Origin of the sequence: Streptococcus sp. 2106, from assembly GCF_013277315.1 — a bacterium.
GTDB classification, from domain to species: Bacteria; Bacillota; Bacilli; order Lactobacillales; family Streptococcaceae; genus Streptococcus; species Streptococcus pseudopneumoniae.
In genome coordinates this window covers 43,258-57,081 of record NZ_VMMS01000048.1, presented here as the reverse complement: position 1 = coordinate 57,081, position 13,824 = coordinate 43,258, and the positions used below count along the sequence as shown (strand labels likewise).

The window sequence follows — 13,824 nt, the reverse complement described above, 5'->3', positions numbered from 1 at the left end:
TAAGTGATAAAGTCGGGAGAAATCGCTGAAGAGAGTGTATTTTCTATAGCTATATCTGAAATGGCAGAAATGAGTATTAAATTTTAGATATAAGATTACAAAAGGAGGTCTGCGCCTCCTTTTTGTTGTATAATAAAAGCGAGAGGAAAAAAGGATGAAAGTGATTGATCAAACTTTACTAGAAAAAGTTATTATTGAACGTTCTCGTACAAGTCATAAAGGAGACTACGGTCGTCTACTGCTGCTTGGTGGTACTTATCCTTATGGAGGTGCCATCATCATGGCTGCTTTGGCAGCTGTAAAAAGCGGTGCAGGATTGGTGACCGTTGGAACGGACAGGGAAAATATTCCAGCTCTGCATAGCCATTTACCTGAGACTATGGCCTTTTCTCTTCAAGACCAGCAATTGTTAAAAGAGCAATTGGAGAAGGTAGAAGTTGTCTTGCTGGGGCCTGGTTTACGAGACGATGCTTTTGGAGAAAATCTAGTAAAACAAGTCTTTGTTAATTTAAGACAAAATCAGATTTTTATTGTAGATGGTGGTGCCCTAACCATTCTTGCTAGAACAAGTTTGTCATTTCCATCTAACCAGCTTATCCTAACTCCCCACCAAAAAGAATGGGGAAAGTTGTCTGGTATTGCTATTGAAAAGCAAAAGGAAGATGCAACGGCTAGTGTCCTAACTTCCTTCCCTCAAGGAACAATTTTGGTAGAGAAAGGTCCAGCTACTCGTATTTGGCAAGCTGGTCAATCTGATTATTACCAGTTACAGGTCGGCGGTCCCTATCAGGCGACTGGGGGGATGGGAGATACTCTTGCTGGAATGATTGCAGGATTTGCAGGCCAATTCCGACAGGCCAGTCTCTACGAATGTGTGACGGTAGCGACCCATCTTCATTCAGCTATTGCCCAAGAACTAGCTCAAGAACAGTATGTGGTTTTGCCAACGGAGATTAGTAATTGTATTCCTAAAGTAATGAAAATTATTTGTCAACAAGAGAGGGTAAGCAAAGATAAACTTGTTTAAAATAGATAGATAAACCCACTTCCTTCTCTTAATTTATGATTCTTGAAATGCGCCTGCTTTAATGCTAAACTAGACGTATCAAAGTTAAGGTCTTGTTTTTGGAACTGGAAAGAGATGAACAAAGCAAATACATAAAAGATAAATTCATTTTTATTCGTTTTATAAAAATAAAATGCATGTTTTCAAAGAAGGATTGATAAAAAATGTAAATTTGATCTTTTTACTTGAATAAAAAGCGATTTCATAGTAGAATAAGAACTGAGAATGATGGAGGTAAATCGGTGGAAAATCTGAAGAAAATGGCAGGTATCAAGGCTGCTGAGTTCGTGAGCGATGGAATGGTCGTTGGACTTGGAACAGGCTCGACTGCCTATTATTTTGTAGAAGAAATCGGTCGTCGTATCAAGGAAGAAGGATTGCAGATTACAGCTGTAACAACTTCTAGTGTGACCACTAAACAGGCAGAAGGCCTTAATATCCCGCTCAAGTCTATTGACCAAGTAGACTTTGTCGATGTGACGGTTGATGGCGCGGATGAAGTGGATAGTCAGTTTAACGGAATCAAAGGCGGTGGTGGTGCCCTTCTCATGGAAAAGGTGGTCGCAACACCATCAAAAGAATACATTTGGGTGGTGGATGAAAGCAAGCTGGTCGAAAAACTAGGTGCTTTTAAATTGCCAGTAGAAGTGGTTCAGTATGGCGCAGAACAAGTCTTTCGTCGTTTTGAGCGAGCTGGCTACAAACCAAGTTTCCGTGAAAAAGACGGCCAACGTTTTGTGACCGATATGCAGAACTTTATCATTGACCTTGACTTGGATGTCATCGAAGATCCAATTGCTCTCGGACAAGAATTGGATCATGTCGTTGGTGTCGTAGAACACGGTTTATTCAACCAAATGGTGGATAAAGTAATCGTTGCTGGACGAGATGGGGTTCAGATTTTAACCTCAAGAAAAGAAAAATAGAAGGGGGCATAAGATGTCTAAATTTAATCGTATTCATTTGGTGGTACTGGATTCTGTAGGAATCGGTGCAGCACCAGATGCTAATAACTTTGTCAATGCAGGGGTTCCAGATGGAGCTTCTGACACACTGGGACACATTTCCAAAACAGTTGGTTTGAATGTGCCAAATATGGCTAAAATCGGTCTTGGAAATATTCCTCGTGAAACTCCTCTTAAGACAGTACCGGCAGAAAGCAATCCAACTGGATATGCAACAAAATTGGAAGAAGTATCCCTTGGTAAGGACACCATGACTGGGCACTGGGAAATCATGGGACTCAACATTACGGAGCCTTTCGATACTTTCTGGAACGGATTCCCAGAAGAAATCTTGACAAAAATCGAAGAATTCTCAGGACGTAAGGTCATTCGTGAAGCTAACAAACCTTACTCAGGAACAGCCGTTATCGATGATTTTGGACCACGTCAGATGGAAACTGGAGAGTTGATTATCTATACTTCAGCTGATCCTGTTTTGCAAATTGCTGCCCACGAAGATATTATTCCTTTGGACGAATTGTACCGTATCTGTGAATACGCTCGTTCAATTACACTTGAGCGCCCTGCCCTTCTAGGTCGTATCATTGCTCGCCCTTATGTAGGTGAACCAGGTAACTTCACTCGTACGGCAAACCGTCGTGACTTGGCTGTATCTCCATTTGCCCCAACTGTTTTGGATAAATTGAATGAGGCTGGTATCGATACTTATGCTGTTGGTAAAATCAATGATATCTTTAACGGTGCTGGTATCAACCATGATATGGGTCACAACAAGTCAAACAGTCATGGAATAGATACACTATTGAAGACCATGAGCCTTGCTGAATTTGAAAAAGGATTCTCATTCACAAACTTGGTTGACTTTGATGCCCTTTACGGCCACCGTCGTAATGCTTACGGCTATCGTGATTGCTTGCATGAGTTTGATGAACGCTTACCTGAAATTATCGCAGCCATGCGAGAGAACGACCTTCTCTTGATTACTGCTGACCATGGAAATGACCCAACCTATGCAGGAACAGACCACACTCGCGAATATATTCCACTTTTGGCTTACAGTCCTGCCTTTAAAGGAAATGGTATCATTCCAGTTGGACATTTTGCAGATATCTCAGCGACTGTTGCAGATAACTTTGGTGTTGAAACAGCTATGATCGGGGAAAGTTTCTTAGATAAATTGGTATAAGATGACGCGCTATGCTCTGCTGGTGAGAGGCATCAATGTTGGTGGCAAGAATAAGGTCGTCATGGCGGAGCTTCGTCAAGAACTGACAGAGTTGGGAATTGAAAAGGTTGAAAGCTACATCAACAGTGGTAATATCTTCTTTATTTCTACAGACTCAAAAGTCAAATTGATTGAAAGGTTAGAGACTTTCTTTGGGACTCGTTATCCATTTATTCAGAGGTTTTCTTTACTGAGTCAAGAAGATTATGAAGACGAACTTGAGAGTCTACCAGCTTGGTGGAATGAAGACTTGGCAAGAAAAGACGTTCTCTTTTACACTGAGGGTTTGGATGTGGAGCAAGTCATCGAGAAAGTAGGCAGTTTGAAACTGGAAGATGAGGTGCTTCATTTTGGAAAACTTGGTATTTTCTGGGGGAAATTTTCTGAAGAAACCTACTCTAAAACTGCCTATCACAAGGATCTGCTCAAGATGCCTTTCTATCGCCACATTACTATTTGTAATGCTAAAACCTTTGACAAAATTGGTCAAATGCTAAAAAATAATAAAGGAGACACACAATGAGATTTTTAAACAAAATCAATGAAACAGCTGCTTTCCTGAAAGACAAGGGAATTCAAGCGCCTGAGTTCGGTCTAATCCTTGGATCAGGACTGGGAGAACTGGCAGAAGAAATCGAAAATCCAGTTGTAGTAGACTATGCAGACATTCCAAACTGGGGCCGCTCTACAGTAGTCGGTCACGCTGGTAAATTGGTATATGGTGAACTTGCAGGTCGCAAGGTCTTGGCTCTTCAAGGTCGCTTCCATTTTTACGAAGGCAATCCTCTGGAAGTCGTGACTTTCCCAGTACGTGTTATGAAAGTTCTTGGATGTGAAGGTGTCATTGTAACCAATGCTGCTGGTGGTATTGGATATGGCCCTGGTACTTTGATGGCTATCTCAGACCATATCAATATGACGGGGCAAAACCCATTGATGGGTGAAAACTTGGATGATTTTGGTCCACGTTTCCCAGATATGTCTAAGGCCTACACACCAAAATACCGTGCTACTGCACATGAAGTTGCTAAAAAACTTAATATCAAGCTTGATGAAGGTGTCTATATCGGTGTAACTGGTCCAACTTATGAAACACCAGCAGAAATTCGTGCCTATAAGACACTGGGAGCAGATGCAGTTGGTATGTCTACGGTTCCTGAAGTGATCGTGGCAGCCCACTCAGGTTTGAAAGTTCTGGGAATCTCATGTATCACTAACTTTGCGGCCGGTTTCCAAGAAGAACTCAACCACGAAGAAGTTGTGGAAGTAACCGAACGTGTCAAAGGTGACTTTAAAGGCTTGCTTAAAGCGATTCTTGCAGAATTGTAAGAAAAAAGATTTAAAAGGGGGAATGCCTCTTTCCTTTCATGGTTGACTATTCGGAACAAAGAAGAAACATCGGTATACCATGAGATCCTTCCTGCTCTTGTAACTGAAAGAGTCTGATAGTTAGCATTGTGAAAGACAAGATTCTAGGATACTAGCATTAGCTTCCTAGCCAAGCAGACTAGTATGATAAGAAGAGATAAGAATGAATTTATACTCAATGAAAATCAAAGAGCAAACTAGGAAGCTAGCCGCAGGTTGCTCAAAACACTGTTTTGAGGTTGTAGATAAGACTGACGAAGTCAGTGACCATATCTACGGCAAGGCGACGCTGACGTGGTTTGAAGAGATTTTCGAAGAGTATTACTTTCTGAATTTCTCAGTCTTGTCCTAGATAGGGGACAAGGAGATTTAGTTTGAGTCTGCTTATAAATAAACGAAAAGAAAGATAAAGAATAATGAAAATTGGTCAACGAATGATGCGTTTTGGCATAAAAAAATTAAGTATCGGAGTTGTATCTGTTGCAGTCGGCTTCGCATTTCTAGCTCCAGCTGGAATTTCAGCCAATGAACTAAAGCAAGATGTAACATCTGAAGTGGCAACAAGAGTGCTAGATTCTAAGGAGGAATTGAGAGAGCCAGAAAATGTTGCTCCAAAACTAGAAACTCCTCTTAGAGAGGAGTCAAGACTAGCTCCTCAACCGCTTCCGGAAGCAAGTGAAGTTCTTGAAAACAAAAGGGAAGAGTCAAAAGTAGAGATAACAGAGCCGGCTCAAGACTCACCTATTCATGCTCCTGTAGAAGAAACTAAAGAGGAAGTTGTGACAGAAAAACCAACAAATACTCGTTCTCTAACAGCAGAAGATTTGGTGAAGATTTCCAAAGGGGAATTGCATTTAGAAAATGATTTGATTGATGAATCTCTCTATGGTGAAAAAGTTCTTGATTTGGAAGGGGATGATGACCAAGATGGCATCAAAAACAAAGATGAACTTTATGTTTACAACAAAGATGGTAAGGATTATCTAGGATATAACAGTCATCCCTTGCTAGCAGACAGTGATGGGGATGGTTTGGCAGATGGAGAAGACGATAATAAGAAAGAATGGTATGTCACAGACCGTGATTCTCTTCTCTTTATGGAGTTAGCCTATCGAGATGATGATTATATTGAGAAAATTTTAGATCATAAGAATCCTTTCCCGAGTCTCTATCTTGACCGTCAAGAATACAAACTCATGCACAATGAATTGGCTCCTTTCTGGAAGATGAAAAAAGCCTACCATACAGAGAGTGGCTTGGATGCTTTCTTATTTGAGACCAAGAGCGACCTTCCTTATCTCAAAGATGGAACGGTGCACATGTTGGCTATTCGTGGAACAAGACGGAATGACGCGAAAGATTTAAGTGCAGATTTTGTTTTGTTAGGGGGAAATAAACCAGCTCAAGCGGATGATATCCGCAAGGTTGTTGGGGAATTAGCCAAGGATACAAGTATTACCAAGTTGTATATGACAGGTCATTCTCTTGGAGGCTACCTAGCTCAGATTGCAGCGGTTGAAGCTTACCAAAAATATCCTGATTTTTATAACCATGTATTACGGAAAGTGACGACTTTCAGTGCTCCTAAAGTGATTACTTCCAGAACTGTTTGGAATGCTGAGAATGATTTCTGGGATGTTGGTTTGGAAAGCCGTAAATTAGCTGTTAGTGGAAAAATTAAGCATTATGTGGTTGATAATGATAATGTTGTGACTCCCTTGATTCATAACGATCGTGATATTGTTACATTTACAGGTAATTCACGCTTTAAACACCGTTCTCGTGGCTATTTTGAAAGTCGAATGAATGATATTCCTAACTTTAATATTGGTAAACGAACTACCTTGGATAAACATGGTTATCGTGATCCAAAATTGGATAAAGTGCGATTCTTTAAGAAACAGGCTCTGCCCCAATCTTCTAGTCAACCAAGCGCGGAACCAATGGAAAATATTACCTTAGGAAAACAGGTTACTCAAAGTTCGACAGCTTTCGGAGGAGATGCTAGAAGAGCTGTGGATGGCAAAGTTGATGGTAACTATGGTCACAATTCTGTCACTCATACCAACTTCCAATCTAAGCCTTGGTGGCAAGTAGATTTGGCTAAAGAAGAAACCATTCGCCAAATCAATATTTACAACCGAACAGACACTGCCCAGGATAGATTGGCAAACTTTGATGTCATTCTTTTAGATAGTTTTGGTAAAGAAATTGAGAGAAAACGAATAACATCTCTTAAAGATGTGTCAGCACAAATTGCGATTAACCATAAAAAAGCGCGCTATGTTCGGATTGAGCTAGAAGGCTATAATGCCCTCAGTCTTGCAGAAGTCCAAGTATATCGTGCTGAGAATATCGCTTGGAAAAAACAAGCTAAGCAAAGTTCTACTGATTTTGGTGGAGATGCTAGTCGTGCCTTGGACGGCAATACCAATAGTAGTTATAGCCAGCAATCAATTACCCATACAAAATTTGAAAACCAGCCTTGGTGGGAAGTTGATTTAGGTCGTACAGAACAGGTAGGACTTGTCCGACTTCATAACCGTGGGGATGGAGAGCTTTCTAAACGTCTGTCAGACTTTGATGTGATTTTGTATGATGAAAAAGGGAAAGAAGTTGCTAGACAGTATGTTTCTAAGCTTGACGGAATGAGCTTGGATGTTCAATTAAATGGGAAATTGGGACGCCGTGTTCGTGTGCAACTACGTAAGAACAATCAAGCCCTCAGTCTTGCAGAAGTAGAAGTTTTCCGCTTTATCGCTACGAATGGTGAGACGGCGACACAAGTTTCTAAGCCAGTTCAACCAATCAGTCAGACTCCTGCCAAAGACAAAACATTGACAATTCAACATAGTGGAGCTTATATTGCCCGCTACTCTATCACTTGGGAAGAAGTTACAGTAGATAAAGATGGAAACCAAGTTGTTCGTAGTCGTTCTTGGGAAGGAAACGGTCGCAACCAGACTGCAGGTTTTGTCCTCAACCTCCCAATTAAAGAAAATATGAGAAATCTGCGAATTAAGATTGAGAAAAAGACAGGTCTACTATGGAATAGATGGCAAACAATCTATGAAAACAGACCAATTTTAGCTCAACCCCACCGTAAAATTACCCATTGGGGAACAACATTAAATTCTAAGATTTCTGATGACGATGTCTTGTAAAAAATCCTACTATTTAATAATGAGATGATTTAGTTTATAAGAGAAGAACTACCTGAGCTTGAATAGAACTCAGGTAGCTCTCTGTGAAAGAACAAAATTAAACAGAAAGGTATAGTGAGGTGTTCTAATTTGAACATGAGCGGAAAAACTTTTCTAAAAACTTAGAAAGGAAGGGGAGTTCGGGTTTGAATTGAATCCGATCTACTCTTCTCAATATTATCAAAATTAAGAAAGAAAGGAATTGAACCCATCATAAAAGCAGTGGGAAAAAGATAGTTGGTCTAGCGAGCATCGCTCACTGCGCCCCACTCCTATTTTCCCTTTGGCTTTTTAACGGGTTTGGTATCTTTCTCAATATAAAATATAAAAAAGAAAGGTAGAGCGCGTGTTTTGATTTGAACACGAGCGGAAAACTTTTCTAAAAACTCAGAAGAGAAGGGGAGTTCGGGTTTGAATTGAAGCCGTTCTAATCTTCTCAATATCATCAAAATTAAGAAAGGAATTGACCCCACCCTAAAAGCAGTGGGAAAAAGATAGTTGGTCTAGCGAGCATCGCTCACTGCGCCCAACTCCTATTTTCCCTTTGCTTTTTGACGGGTTTGGTATCTTTCTCAATATAAAATAAAGAAAGGTAGAGCGTGTGTTCTGATTTGAACACGAGCGGAAAACTTGGAAAATAGATAATCTGACTGAAAAATCAGGATTTCTCGTCAGATTCCTAATTTTCAGTCGTTTTCTTGTCGCTCTTTGTATCATAAATTATGTCTATCCATATTGCTGCTCAGCAGGGTGAAATTGCTGATAAAATTCTTCTTCCAGGGGATCCTCTTCGTGCGAAATTTATTGCGGAGAATTTCCTTGAAGATGCTGTTTGTTTTAACGAAGTGCGTAACATGTTTGGTTACACTGGTACTTACAAGGGTCACCGTGTATCTGTTATGGGAACTGGGATGGGAATGCCATCTATTTCGATTTATGCGCGTGAGTTAATTGTTGACTACGGAGTGAAAAAATTGATTCGTGTGGGAACTGCAGGATCTTTGAATGCAGATGTCCACGTACGTGAATTGGTTTTGGCGCAGGCAGCTGCAACCAACTCTAACATCATCCGCAATGACTGGCCACAGTACGATTTCCCACAAATCGCTAGCTTTGATTTGCTAGATAAGGCTTATCATATTGCCAAAAATCTCGGTATGACAACCCACGTTGGGAACGTTTTGTCATCTGATGTCTTTTATTCAAACTACTTTGAAAAGAACATCGAGCTTGGTAAATGGGGAGTCAAGGCTGTGGAAATGGAAGCAGCAGCACTTTACTATCTGGCAGCCCAACACCATGTTGACGCGCTAGCTATTATGACAATCTCTGATAGCTTGGTTAATCCAGATGAGGACACGACTGCAGAAGAACGTCAAAATACCTTCACCGATATGATGAAGGTTGGATTAGAAACTTTGATTGCTGAATAAAAGAGAACACAAAAGGAAGACTTTCTGGATGAAAATCTTCCTTTTTTAGTCATTCAGTCCATACTGTGACCTTAATGAAATGTTGCTCTACCGTCTATTTTTTAAGAGATTGCAAAAAACAATCAATCTCTGCTTGAGAATGGAGAATACGCATCTTTTCTGGGTAAGTATTGTTTAAATATTGGTATCTATCCTTAGCATTTTTTGTTCGACCATCCCAGAGAATCCAACGAATAAATTCCCAGTTGAATTGCTCGGGGCATCCCTTAGCCATGCTTTCTCTCACTTTTCCTCTGTATTTTAAATAGCGCTTAAAGGCTCTTAGCAAACAATTCCAAGCAGAGAAGTTTAAAAAGATGATCTGGTTAGCTTCCTGCATTCTTTCTTCGTAATAACACCAAGAATAATTACCATCGATGACCCAAGCTTCATGCTTGGTGAGAAAATTTTTCATCTCGGTTAACATCCAATCACGGTCACTGTCTTGCCAACCAGGTTGAAATTGGAGTGTGTCCATATGAAGTTTTGGGATGGAGTAGTAGAGAGATAACTTTTCAGCTAGCGTTGACTTACCAGCACCAGAATATCCGATAATTGCAATTTTCATTTTCTACCTTTTCCTATTTGGAGACAAAAAAACAGCCTCTATGGACTGTTTCTTATTTAGCAAGTTTAGCTGAAAGACGAGCTTTATCGCGGCTTGCTTTGTTTTTGTGAATCAAACCTTTAGTTTCTGCTTTATCGATAGCTGAGCTAGCAGCACGGAAAAGTTCTTCAGATGGGTTTGCTTCGAAAGCTTTGATAGCAGTACGCATAGCTGATTTTTGAGCTGAGTTCTTTTCGTTTTGTTTAACGTTCAATTCAGCGCGTTTGATAGCTGATTTAATGTTTGCCAATGTTCTTACCTCCATATTTACTAACTATACCATTATATCTGAAAACTTACGTTTTGACAAGGGAAAATTACTTTTTTAAGTAAATTTCATCGATTTCATGGTTCTTGCTTTTATGAAGAATCACTTCCGCACGATTTCTGGTTGGTTCAATATAATTTTGTAGATTTGTGAGATTGATACTGGTCCAGACCTGATGGGCAAAGGACTCCACTTCCCCAATCGGCATCTGAGTAAAACGATAATAGTAGCTATCAGGGTCGTTTTGGGCTAGGCTCAGCATCTTCAAGAAACGGTCCAGATACCAACTCTCGATGTCATCGACTGCAGCATCAACATAGATGGAAAAGTCAAAGAAGTCAGTAATGTAGAGACGCTCGTTTTGTGGATTTTGAAAGACATTTATTCCCTCAACAATGACAAAATCAGCAGCTTTGACGCTTTGCTTTTCCTCAGGTACGATGTCGTAGACTTCATGAGAATAGACAGGAATATCCACATCTTGTCCATTTTTGATGCAGTCTAAGAAGTTGAGAAGAGCTTCCATATCATAGCTTTCAGGAAATCCCTTACGATTTAGAATCCCTTGTTCAATCAAGGTCTGGTTGGGATAGAGAAAGCCGTCAGTTGTTACCAACTCAACCGTAGCATCTGTAAGTGTACGGGACAGTAGGATTTGAAGTAGGCGACTGGTTGTGGATTTTCCAACGGCAACACTCCCAGAAACCCCAATGATAAAAGGCTGGGATTTGCTTTCACGTTGAAGGAAAATCCCTTTTGAAAAGGCCAAATCATCCTTGGTACGCTTGTAAATCTGGATGAGATGGGCTAGGGGGAGATAGACATCGGTAACATCCTGCAAGCTAATCTGGTCATTAAAACTCTTGATGGATTCTAATTCCTCTTCTGTCAAAGGAGGTGTCGTCTTTCGATGTAAAGATTGCCAAGTCTGGCGACTGATTTTTTCAAAATGTAAAAATTCGTTGGTCATTTGTTTTCCCCTAGATATTTTGTCTATCATACCATAAAAAGTTAAAAAAATAAAGCGGTTTCTTGAATGTGGTAAGTCAATAGTATATAATATAAGTAGATAGAGGATGAACAATTTATTGATGAAGTAGGAGCTGCTTTCTACTGACTTATCAGCTATAAAGGGGGCTTTGGGGTTTATAACTTATAGGAGGTGTACTATGAAAATCTTGAAACCTTACCTATTGGAACTCTGTTTTATTTTAAGTTTTGCCTTACCTTTTATAAAAGGAGTCAATGCGGATAATGGTAGACGCTTTGTGGAAATCTATTACGGTTTTACTTTTTTGATGGAACATGCCATTGTAACAGCTGTCTTTATCTGTTCGCTTTTGATTGCTTTCTTCCTAAAAAAAACGGTGGACGAAATGGCTTGCTGCTGGAAGTTATCTATTTTTGATTTTGTGGATTGCTACAGAGGGTTATTTCACTAGAAGATTTGATACGACTTTGGACAAGTTTGGAAATCCTGACACAAACTTATCAGTTGGGCTTTTATTTAAACATTTTGTTGGGAATCCTATTGATAATGAAATATTTAAAAGTAAAGAAATAGCGCTGACAATGCGTCTGGTGATAGACAATAAACTTTGGGTTATGTGTTTTATCATGGCAATGATAGCTGTAGTCCTAGATGAAATACAATTTGCTTATAAAAGTTGAAAGAGATTGAAGGGGAGCTATTGTAAAGCAACTTCCTTCAATCTTTTTGTCTCATTCTGGATATGTAAACGATTTACAATTTAAGTCAAATTATGGTAAAATAGTTTCATGAGTAAAATGTATTATGCAGAAAATCCTGACGCTGCTCACGATATTCATGAGTTGAGAGTGGACTTGTTGGGAGAAAAAATGACCTTTTTGACAGATGCGGGTGTTTTTAGCAAGAAAATGATTGACTTTGGAAGTCAACTCTTGCTCAAGTGTCTGGAGGTCAACCAAGGAGAAACTGTCCTGGATGTAGGCTGTGGTTACGGACCTTTGGGCTTGTCCTTGGCTAAGGCTTATGGAGCTCAGGCGACCATGGTTGATATCAATAATCGTGCCTTGGATTTGGCGCGACAAAATGCTGAACGAAATAAAGTAGAAGCGACGATTTTCCAGTCCAACATTTATGAACAAGTTGAAGGTCAATTTGACCATATCATTTCCAATCCCCCTATTCGTGCTGGAAAAAAAGTCGTTCATGAAATCATCGAGAAAAGTAAAGATTTCTTGGAAACTGGTGGAGATTTAACAATCGTCATCCAGAAAAAGCAAGGGGCTCCAAGTGCCAAGTCTAAGATGGAAGATGTGTTTGGCAATTGTGAAATCCTTAAAAAAGATAAGGGATACTATATCCTTAGAAGTGTGAAAGAATGAGAGCAGTTGATTTAATCCAAAAAAAACGAGATGGTCAAGAATTGACTTCAAGTGAAATTGAATGGCTGGTAGAAGGCTATGTGTCAGGAACTGTCCCTGATTATCAAATGTCTGCCTTTGCTATGGCTGTCTATTTCAAAGGAATGACGACACGAGAAATCTCAGATTTGACTATGAAGATGGTCAAGACTGGGCAAGAGTTTGACCTGTCTGCCATTGATGGTGTGAAAGTTGACAAGCATTCTACTGGTGGTGTCGGCGATAAGGTAACCTTGATTTTAGCTCCCCTTGTTGCTAGCTTTGGTGTGCCTGTGGCAAAAATGAGTGGTCGTGGCCTTGGTCATACTGGTGGGACAATTGATAAATTGGAGTCCATTAAAGGCTATCAAGTCGAGCGCAGTCAAGAGGATTTTATTCGTCAGGTTCAGGATATTGGTGTATCTGTCATTGGGCAATCAGACCAGCTGGTTAAAGCAGATAAACTTCTCTACGCTCTCCGTGATGTGACCGCAACTGTCGACACGATTCCTTTGATTGCGAGTTCAGTGATGAGCAAGAAAATTGCGGCAGGGGCGGATGCTATTTTGCTAGACGTGACTGTCGGTGAGGGTGCCTTCATGAAAACGGTTGATGAGGCGCGTGAGTTGGCTCAAACTATGGTGGAACTTGGTAAGGCTGTTGGACGGAAGACGGTAGCAGTGATTACGGATATGAGCCAGCCCTTGGGACGAGCGATTGGAAATCGTCTGGAAATCCTTGAAGCATTGGAGATTTTACAAGGTCAAGGACGTCAGGATATTACCCACTTTATCTGTGAATTGGCTCAAATTATGCTTGGTTTGGCAAATATAAATAAAACAGTTGAAGAAGTTCTACAACATCTTGAAAATGGCCAAGCGCTGGCTAAGTTTGAGGAGATGGTTCAAGCCCAAGGTGGGGACTTGGAAGAACTCTACCGTCCTGTCAATGTTGCCCATGTGGTGGAAATTCCTGCTCAGGAAACGGGTGTCATTTCAGCTCTTCCAGCTATGGAATTTGGGCTTTATGCTATGAGACTGGGGGCAGGCCGTGCAGTCAAGACTGATGATTTGGACTATGAAACAGGAATTGTTTTTGAAAAGAAAGTTGGAGATTCCGTTCAAAAGGGAGAAATTGTTGCAAAAGTATACACAAATGGAAAAATTTCTCCTCAGCTAGTTACAGATTTTCAAAAATATGTTAAAATAAATGATAGGGTGCAAAGTTTACGAGAAATCATAGAAATTATCTCATAAACCGCA

At 40.2% G+C, this 13,824-nt stretch carries 13 protein-coding genes and 1 pseudogene; 11 read left to right on the top strand and 3 right to left on the bottom strand.

Features of this window, described 5'->3' with window-relative positions; all coding sequences use genetic code 11:
• The first annotated feature begins 154 nt into the window (after nucleotides 1–154).
• From HT723_RS06185 to deoD, 8 genes are all read left to right on the top strand, one after another.
• Nucleotides 155–1,027, top strand: a complete 873-nt coding sequence (locus HT723_RS06185) for an NAD(P)H-hydrate dehydratase (RefSeq protein WP_166736579.1) — start codon at nucleotides 155–157, stop codon at nucleotides 1,025–1,027.
• A gap of 281 nt (nucleotides 1,028–1,308) precedes the next feature.
• Nucleotides 1,309–1,992: a ribose-5-phosphate isomerase RpiA gene (gene rpiA / locus HT723_RS06180; protein WP_172934851.1), complete on the top strand. Its 684-nt coding sequence runs from the start codon at nucleotides 1,309–1,311 to the stop codon at nucleotides 1,990–1,992.
• Nucleotides 1,993–2,005: 13 nt separating this feature from the next.
• Nucleotides 2,006–3,217 carry a phosphopentomutase gene (locus HT723_RS06175; protein WP_172934850.1) on the top strand — a complete coding sequence of 404 codons (1,212 nt, stop codon included), beginning with the start codon at nucleotides 2,006–2,008 and terminating at the stop codon, nucleotides 3,215–3,217.
• Nucleotide 3,218: 1 nt separating this feature from the next.
• A complete protein-coding gene (locus HT723_RS06170) occupies nucleotides 3,219–3,779 on the top strand; it encodes a DUF1697 domain-containing protein (protein WP_172933757.1) in 561 nt (186 codons plus the stop codon).
• Nucleotides 3,776–4,585, top strand: coding sequence for a purine-nucleoside phosphorylase (locus HT723_RS06165; RefSeq protein WP_138706277.1), 810 nt, complete (start codon nucleotides 3,776–3,778; stop codon nucleotides 4,583–4,585). Before HT723_RS06170 ends, HT723_RS06165 begins: the two co-directional genes overlap by 4 nt.
• A 202-nt stretch (nucleotides 4,586–4,787) precedes the next feature.
• Nucleotides 4,788–4,976 carry a hypothetical protein gene (locus HT723_RS11585; RefSeq protein WP_240154948.1) on the top strand — a complete coding sequence of 63 codons (189 nt, stop codon included), beginning with the start codon at nucleotides 4,788–4,790 and terminating at the stop codon, nucleotides 4,974–4,976.
• A 64-nt stretch (nucleotides 4,977–5,040) separates the two neighbouring features.
• Nucleotides 5,041–7,788, top strand: a complete 2,748-nt coding sequence (locus HT723_RS11820; protein ID WP_172934849.1) for a thiol-activated cytolysin C-terminal domain-containing protein — start codon at nucleotides 5,041–5,043, stop codon at nucleotides 7,786–7,788.
• A gap of 761 nt (nucleotides 7,789–8,549) precedes the next feature.
• Nucleotides 8,550–9,260, top strand: a complete 711-nt coding sequence (gene deoD / locus HT723_RS06150) for a purine-nucleoside phosphorylase (protein ID WP_000022090.1) — start codon at nucleotides 8,550–8,552, stop codon at nucleotides 9,258–9,260.
• 94 nt (nucleotides 9,261–9,354) lie between these two features.
• Here the strand turns inward: deoD and HT723_RS06145 are convergent, their stop codons facing one another.
• The 3 genes from HT723_RS06145 to coaA form a co-directional block, all read right to left on the bottom strand.
• The gene (locus HT723_RS06145; RefSeq protein ID WP_000684199.1) at nucleotides 9,355–9,867 is read right to left on the bottom strand and encodes a DNA topology modulation protein; all 513 of its coding nucleotides are present in this window, start codon (nucleotides 9,865–9,867) and stop codon (nucleotides 9,355–9,357) included.
• Nucleotides 9,868–9,919: 52 nt separating this feature from the next.
• Nucleotides 9,920–10,156, bottom strand: a complete 237-nt coding sequence (gene rpsT, locus HT723_RS06140; RefSeq protein WP_001274000.1) for a 30S ribosomal protein S20 — start codon at nucleotides 10,154–10,156, stop codon at nucleotides 9,920–9,922.
• Nucleotides 10,157–10,223: 67 nt separating this feature from the next.
• Nucleotides 10,224–11,144 (bottom strand): type I pantothenate kinase, encoded by a 921-nt coding sequence (coaA, locus tag HT723_RS06135; protein WP_050089593.1) that lies wholly within the window; start codon nucleotides 11,142–11,144, stop codon nucleotides 10,224–10,226.
• A gap of 199 nt (nucleotides 11,145–11,343) precedes the next feature.
• Here coaA and HT723_RS06130 point away from each other — a divergent pair.
• The 3 genes and pseudogenes from HT723_RS06130 (at nucleotide 11,344) to HT723_RS06120 (ending at nucleotide 13,818) form a co-directional block, all read left to right on the top strand.
• Nucleotides 11,344–11,738, top strand: a pseudogene (locus tag HT723_RS06130) (hypothetical protein).
• 215 nt (nucleotides 11,739–11,953) lie between these two features.
• Complete coding sequence (locus HT723_RS06125) at nucleotides 11,954–12,544, top strand: class I SAM-dependent methyltransferase (protein ID WP_318971832.1); 591 nt, start codon at nucleotides 11,954–11,956, stop codon at nucleotides 12,542–12,544.
• Entirely contained in the window at nucleotides 12,541–13,818 is a 1,278-nt protein-coding gene (locus tag HT723_RS06120) for a pyrimidine-nucleoside phosphorylase (RefSeq protein WP_172934848.1), read from the top strand. The genes HT723_RS06125 and HT723_RS06120 overlap by 4 nt, the downstream gene beginning before the upstream one ends.
• Nucleotides 13,819–13,824: the final 6 nt, after the last annotated feature.

Bases quoted from the DNA above. Each gene is read 5' to 3' on its own strand.
- deoD (WP_000022090.1), top strand. From the start codon at position 8,550: ATGTCTATCCATATTGCTGCTCAGCAGGGTGAAATTGCTGATAAAATT.
- HT723_RS06125 (WP_318971832.1), top strand. From the start codon at position 11,954: ATGAGTAAAATGTATTATGCAGAAAATCCTGACGCTGCTCACGATATT.
- coaA (WP_050089593.1), bottom strand. From the start codon at position 11,144: ATGACCAACGAATTTTTACATTTTGAAAAAATCAGTCGCCAGACTTGG.
- HT723_RS06120 (WP_172934848.1), top strand. From the start codon at position 12,541: ATGAGAGCAGTTGATTTAATCCAAAAAAAACGAGATGGTCAAGAATTG.
- HT723_RS06175 (WP_172934850.1), top strand. From the start codon at position 2,006: ATGTCTAAATTTAATCGTATTCATTTGGTGGTACTGGATTCTGTAGGA.
- HT723_RS11820 (WP_172934849.1), top strand. From the start codon at position 5,041: ATGAAAATTGGTCAACGAATGATGCGTTTTGGCATAAAAAAATTAAGT.
- HT723_RS06165 (WP_138706277.1), top strand. From the start codon at position 3,776: ATGAGATTTTTAAACAAAATCAATGAAACAGCTGCTTTCCTGAAAGAC.
- HT723_RS06145 (WP_000684199.1), bottom strand. From the start codon at position 9,867: ATGAAAATTGCAATTATCGGATATTCTGGTGCTGGTAAGTCAACGCTA.
- HT723_RS06185 (WP_166736579.1), top strand. From the start codon at position 155: ATGAAAGTGATTGATCAAACTTTACTAGAAAAAGTTATTATTGAACGT.
- HT723_RS06170 (WP_172933757.1), top strand. From the start codon at position 3,219: ATGACGCGCTATGCTCTGCTGGTGAGAGGCATCAATGTTGGTGGCAAG.
- HT723_RS11585 (WP_240154948.1), top strand. From the start codon at position 4,788: ATGAATTTATACTCAATGAAAATCAAAGAGCAAACTAGGAAGCTAGCC.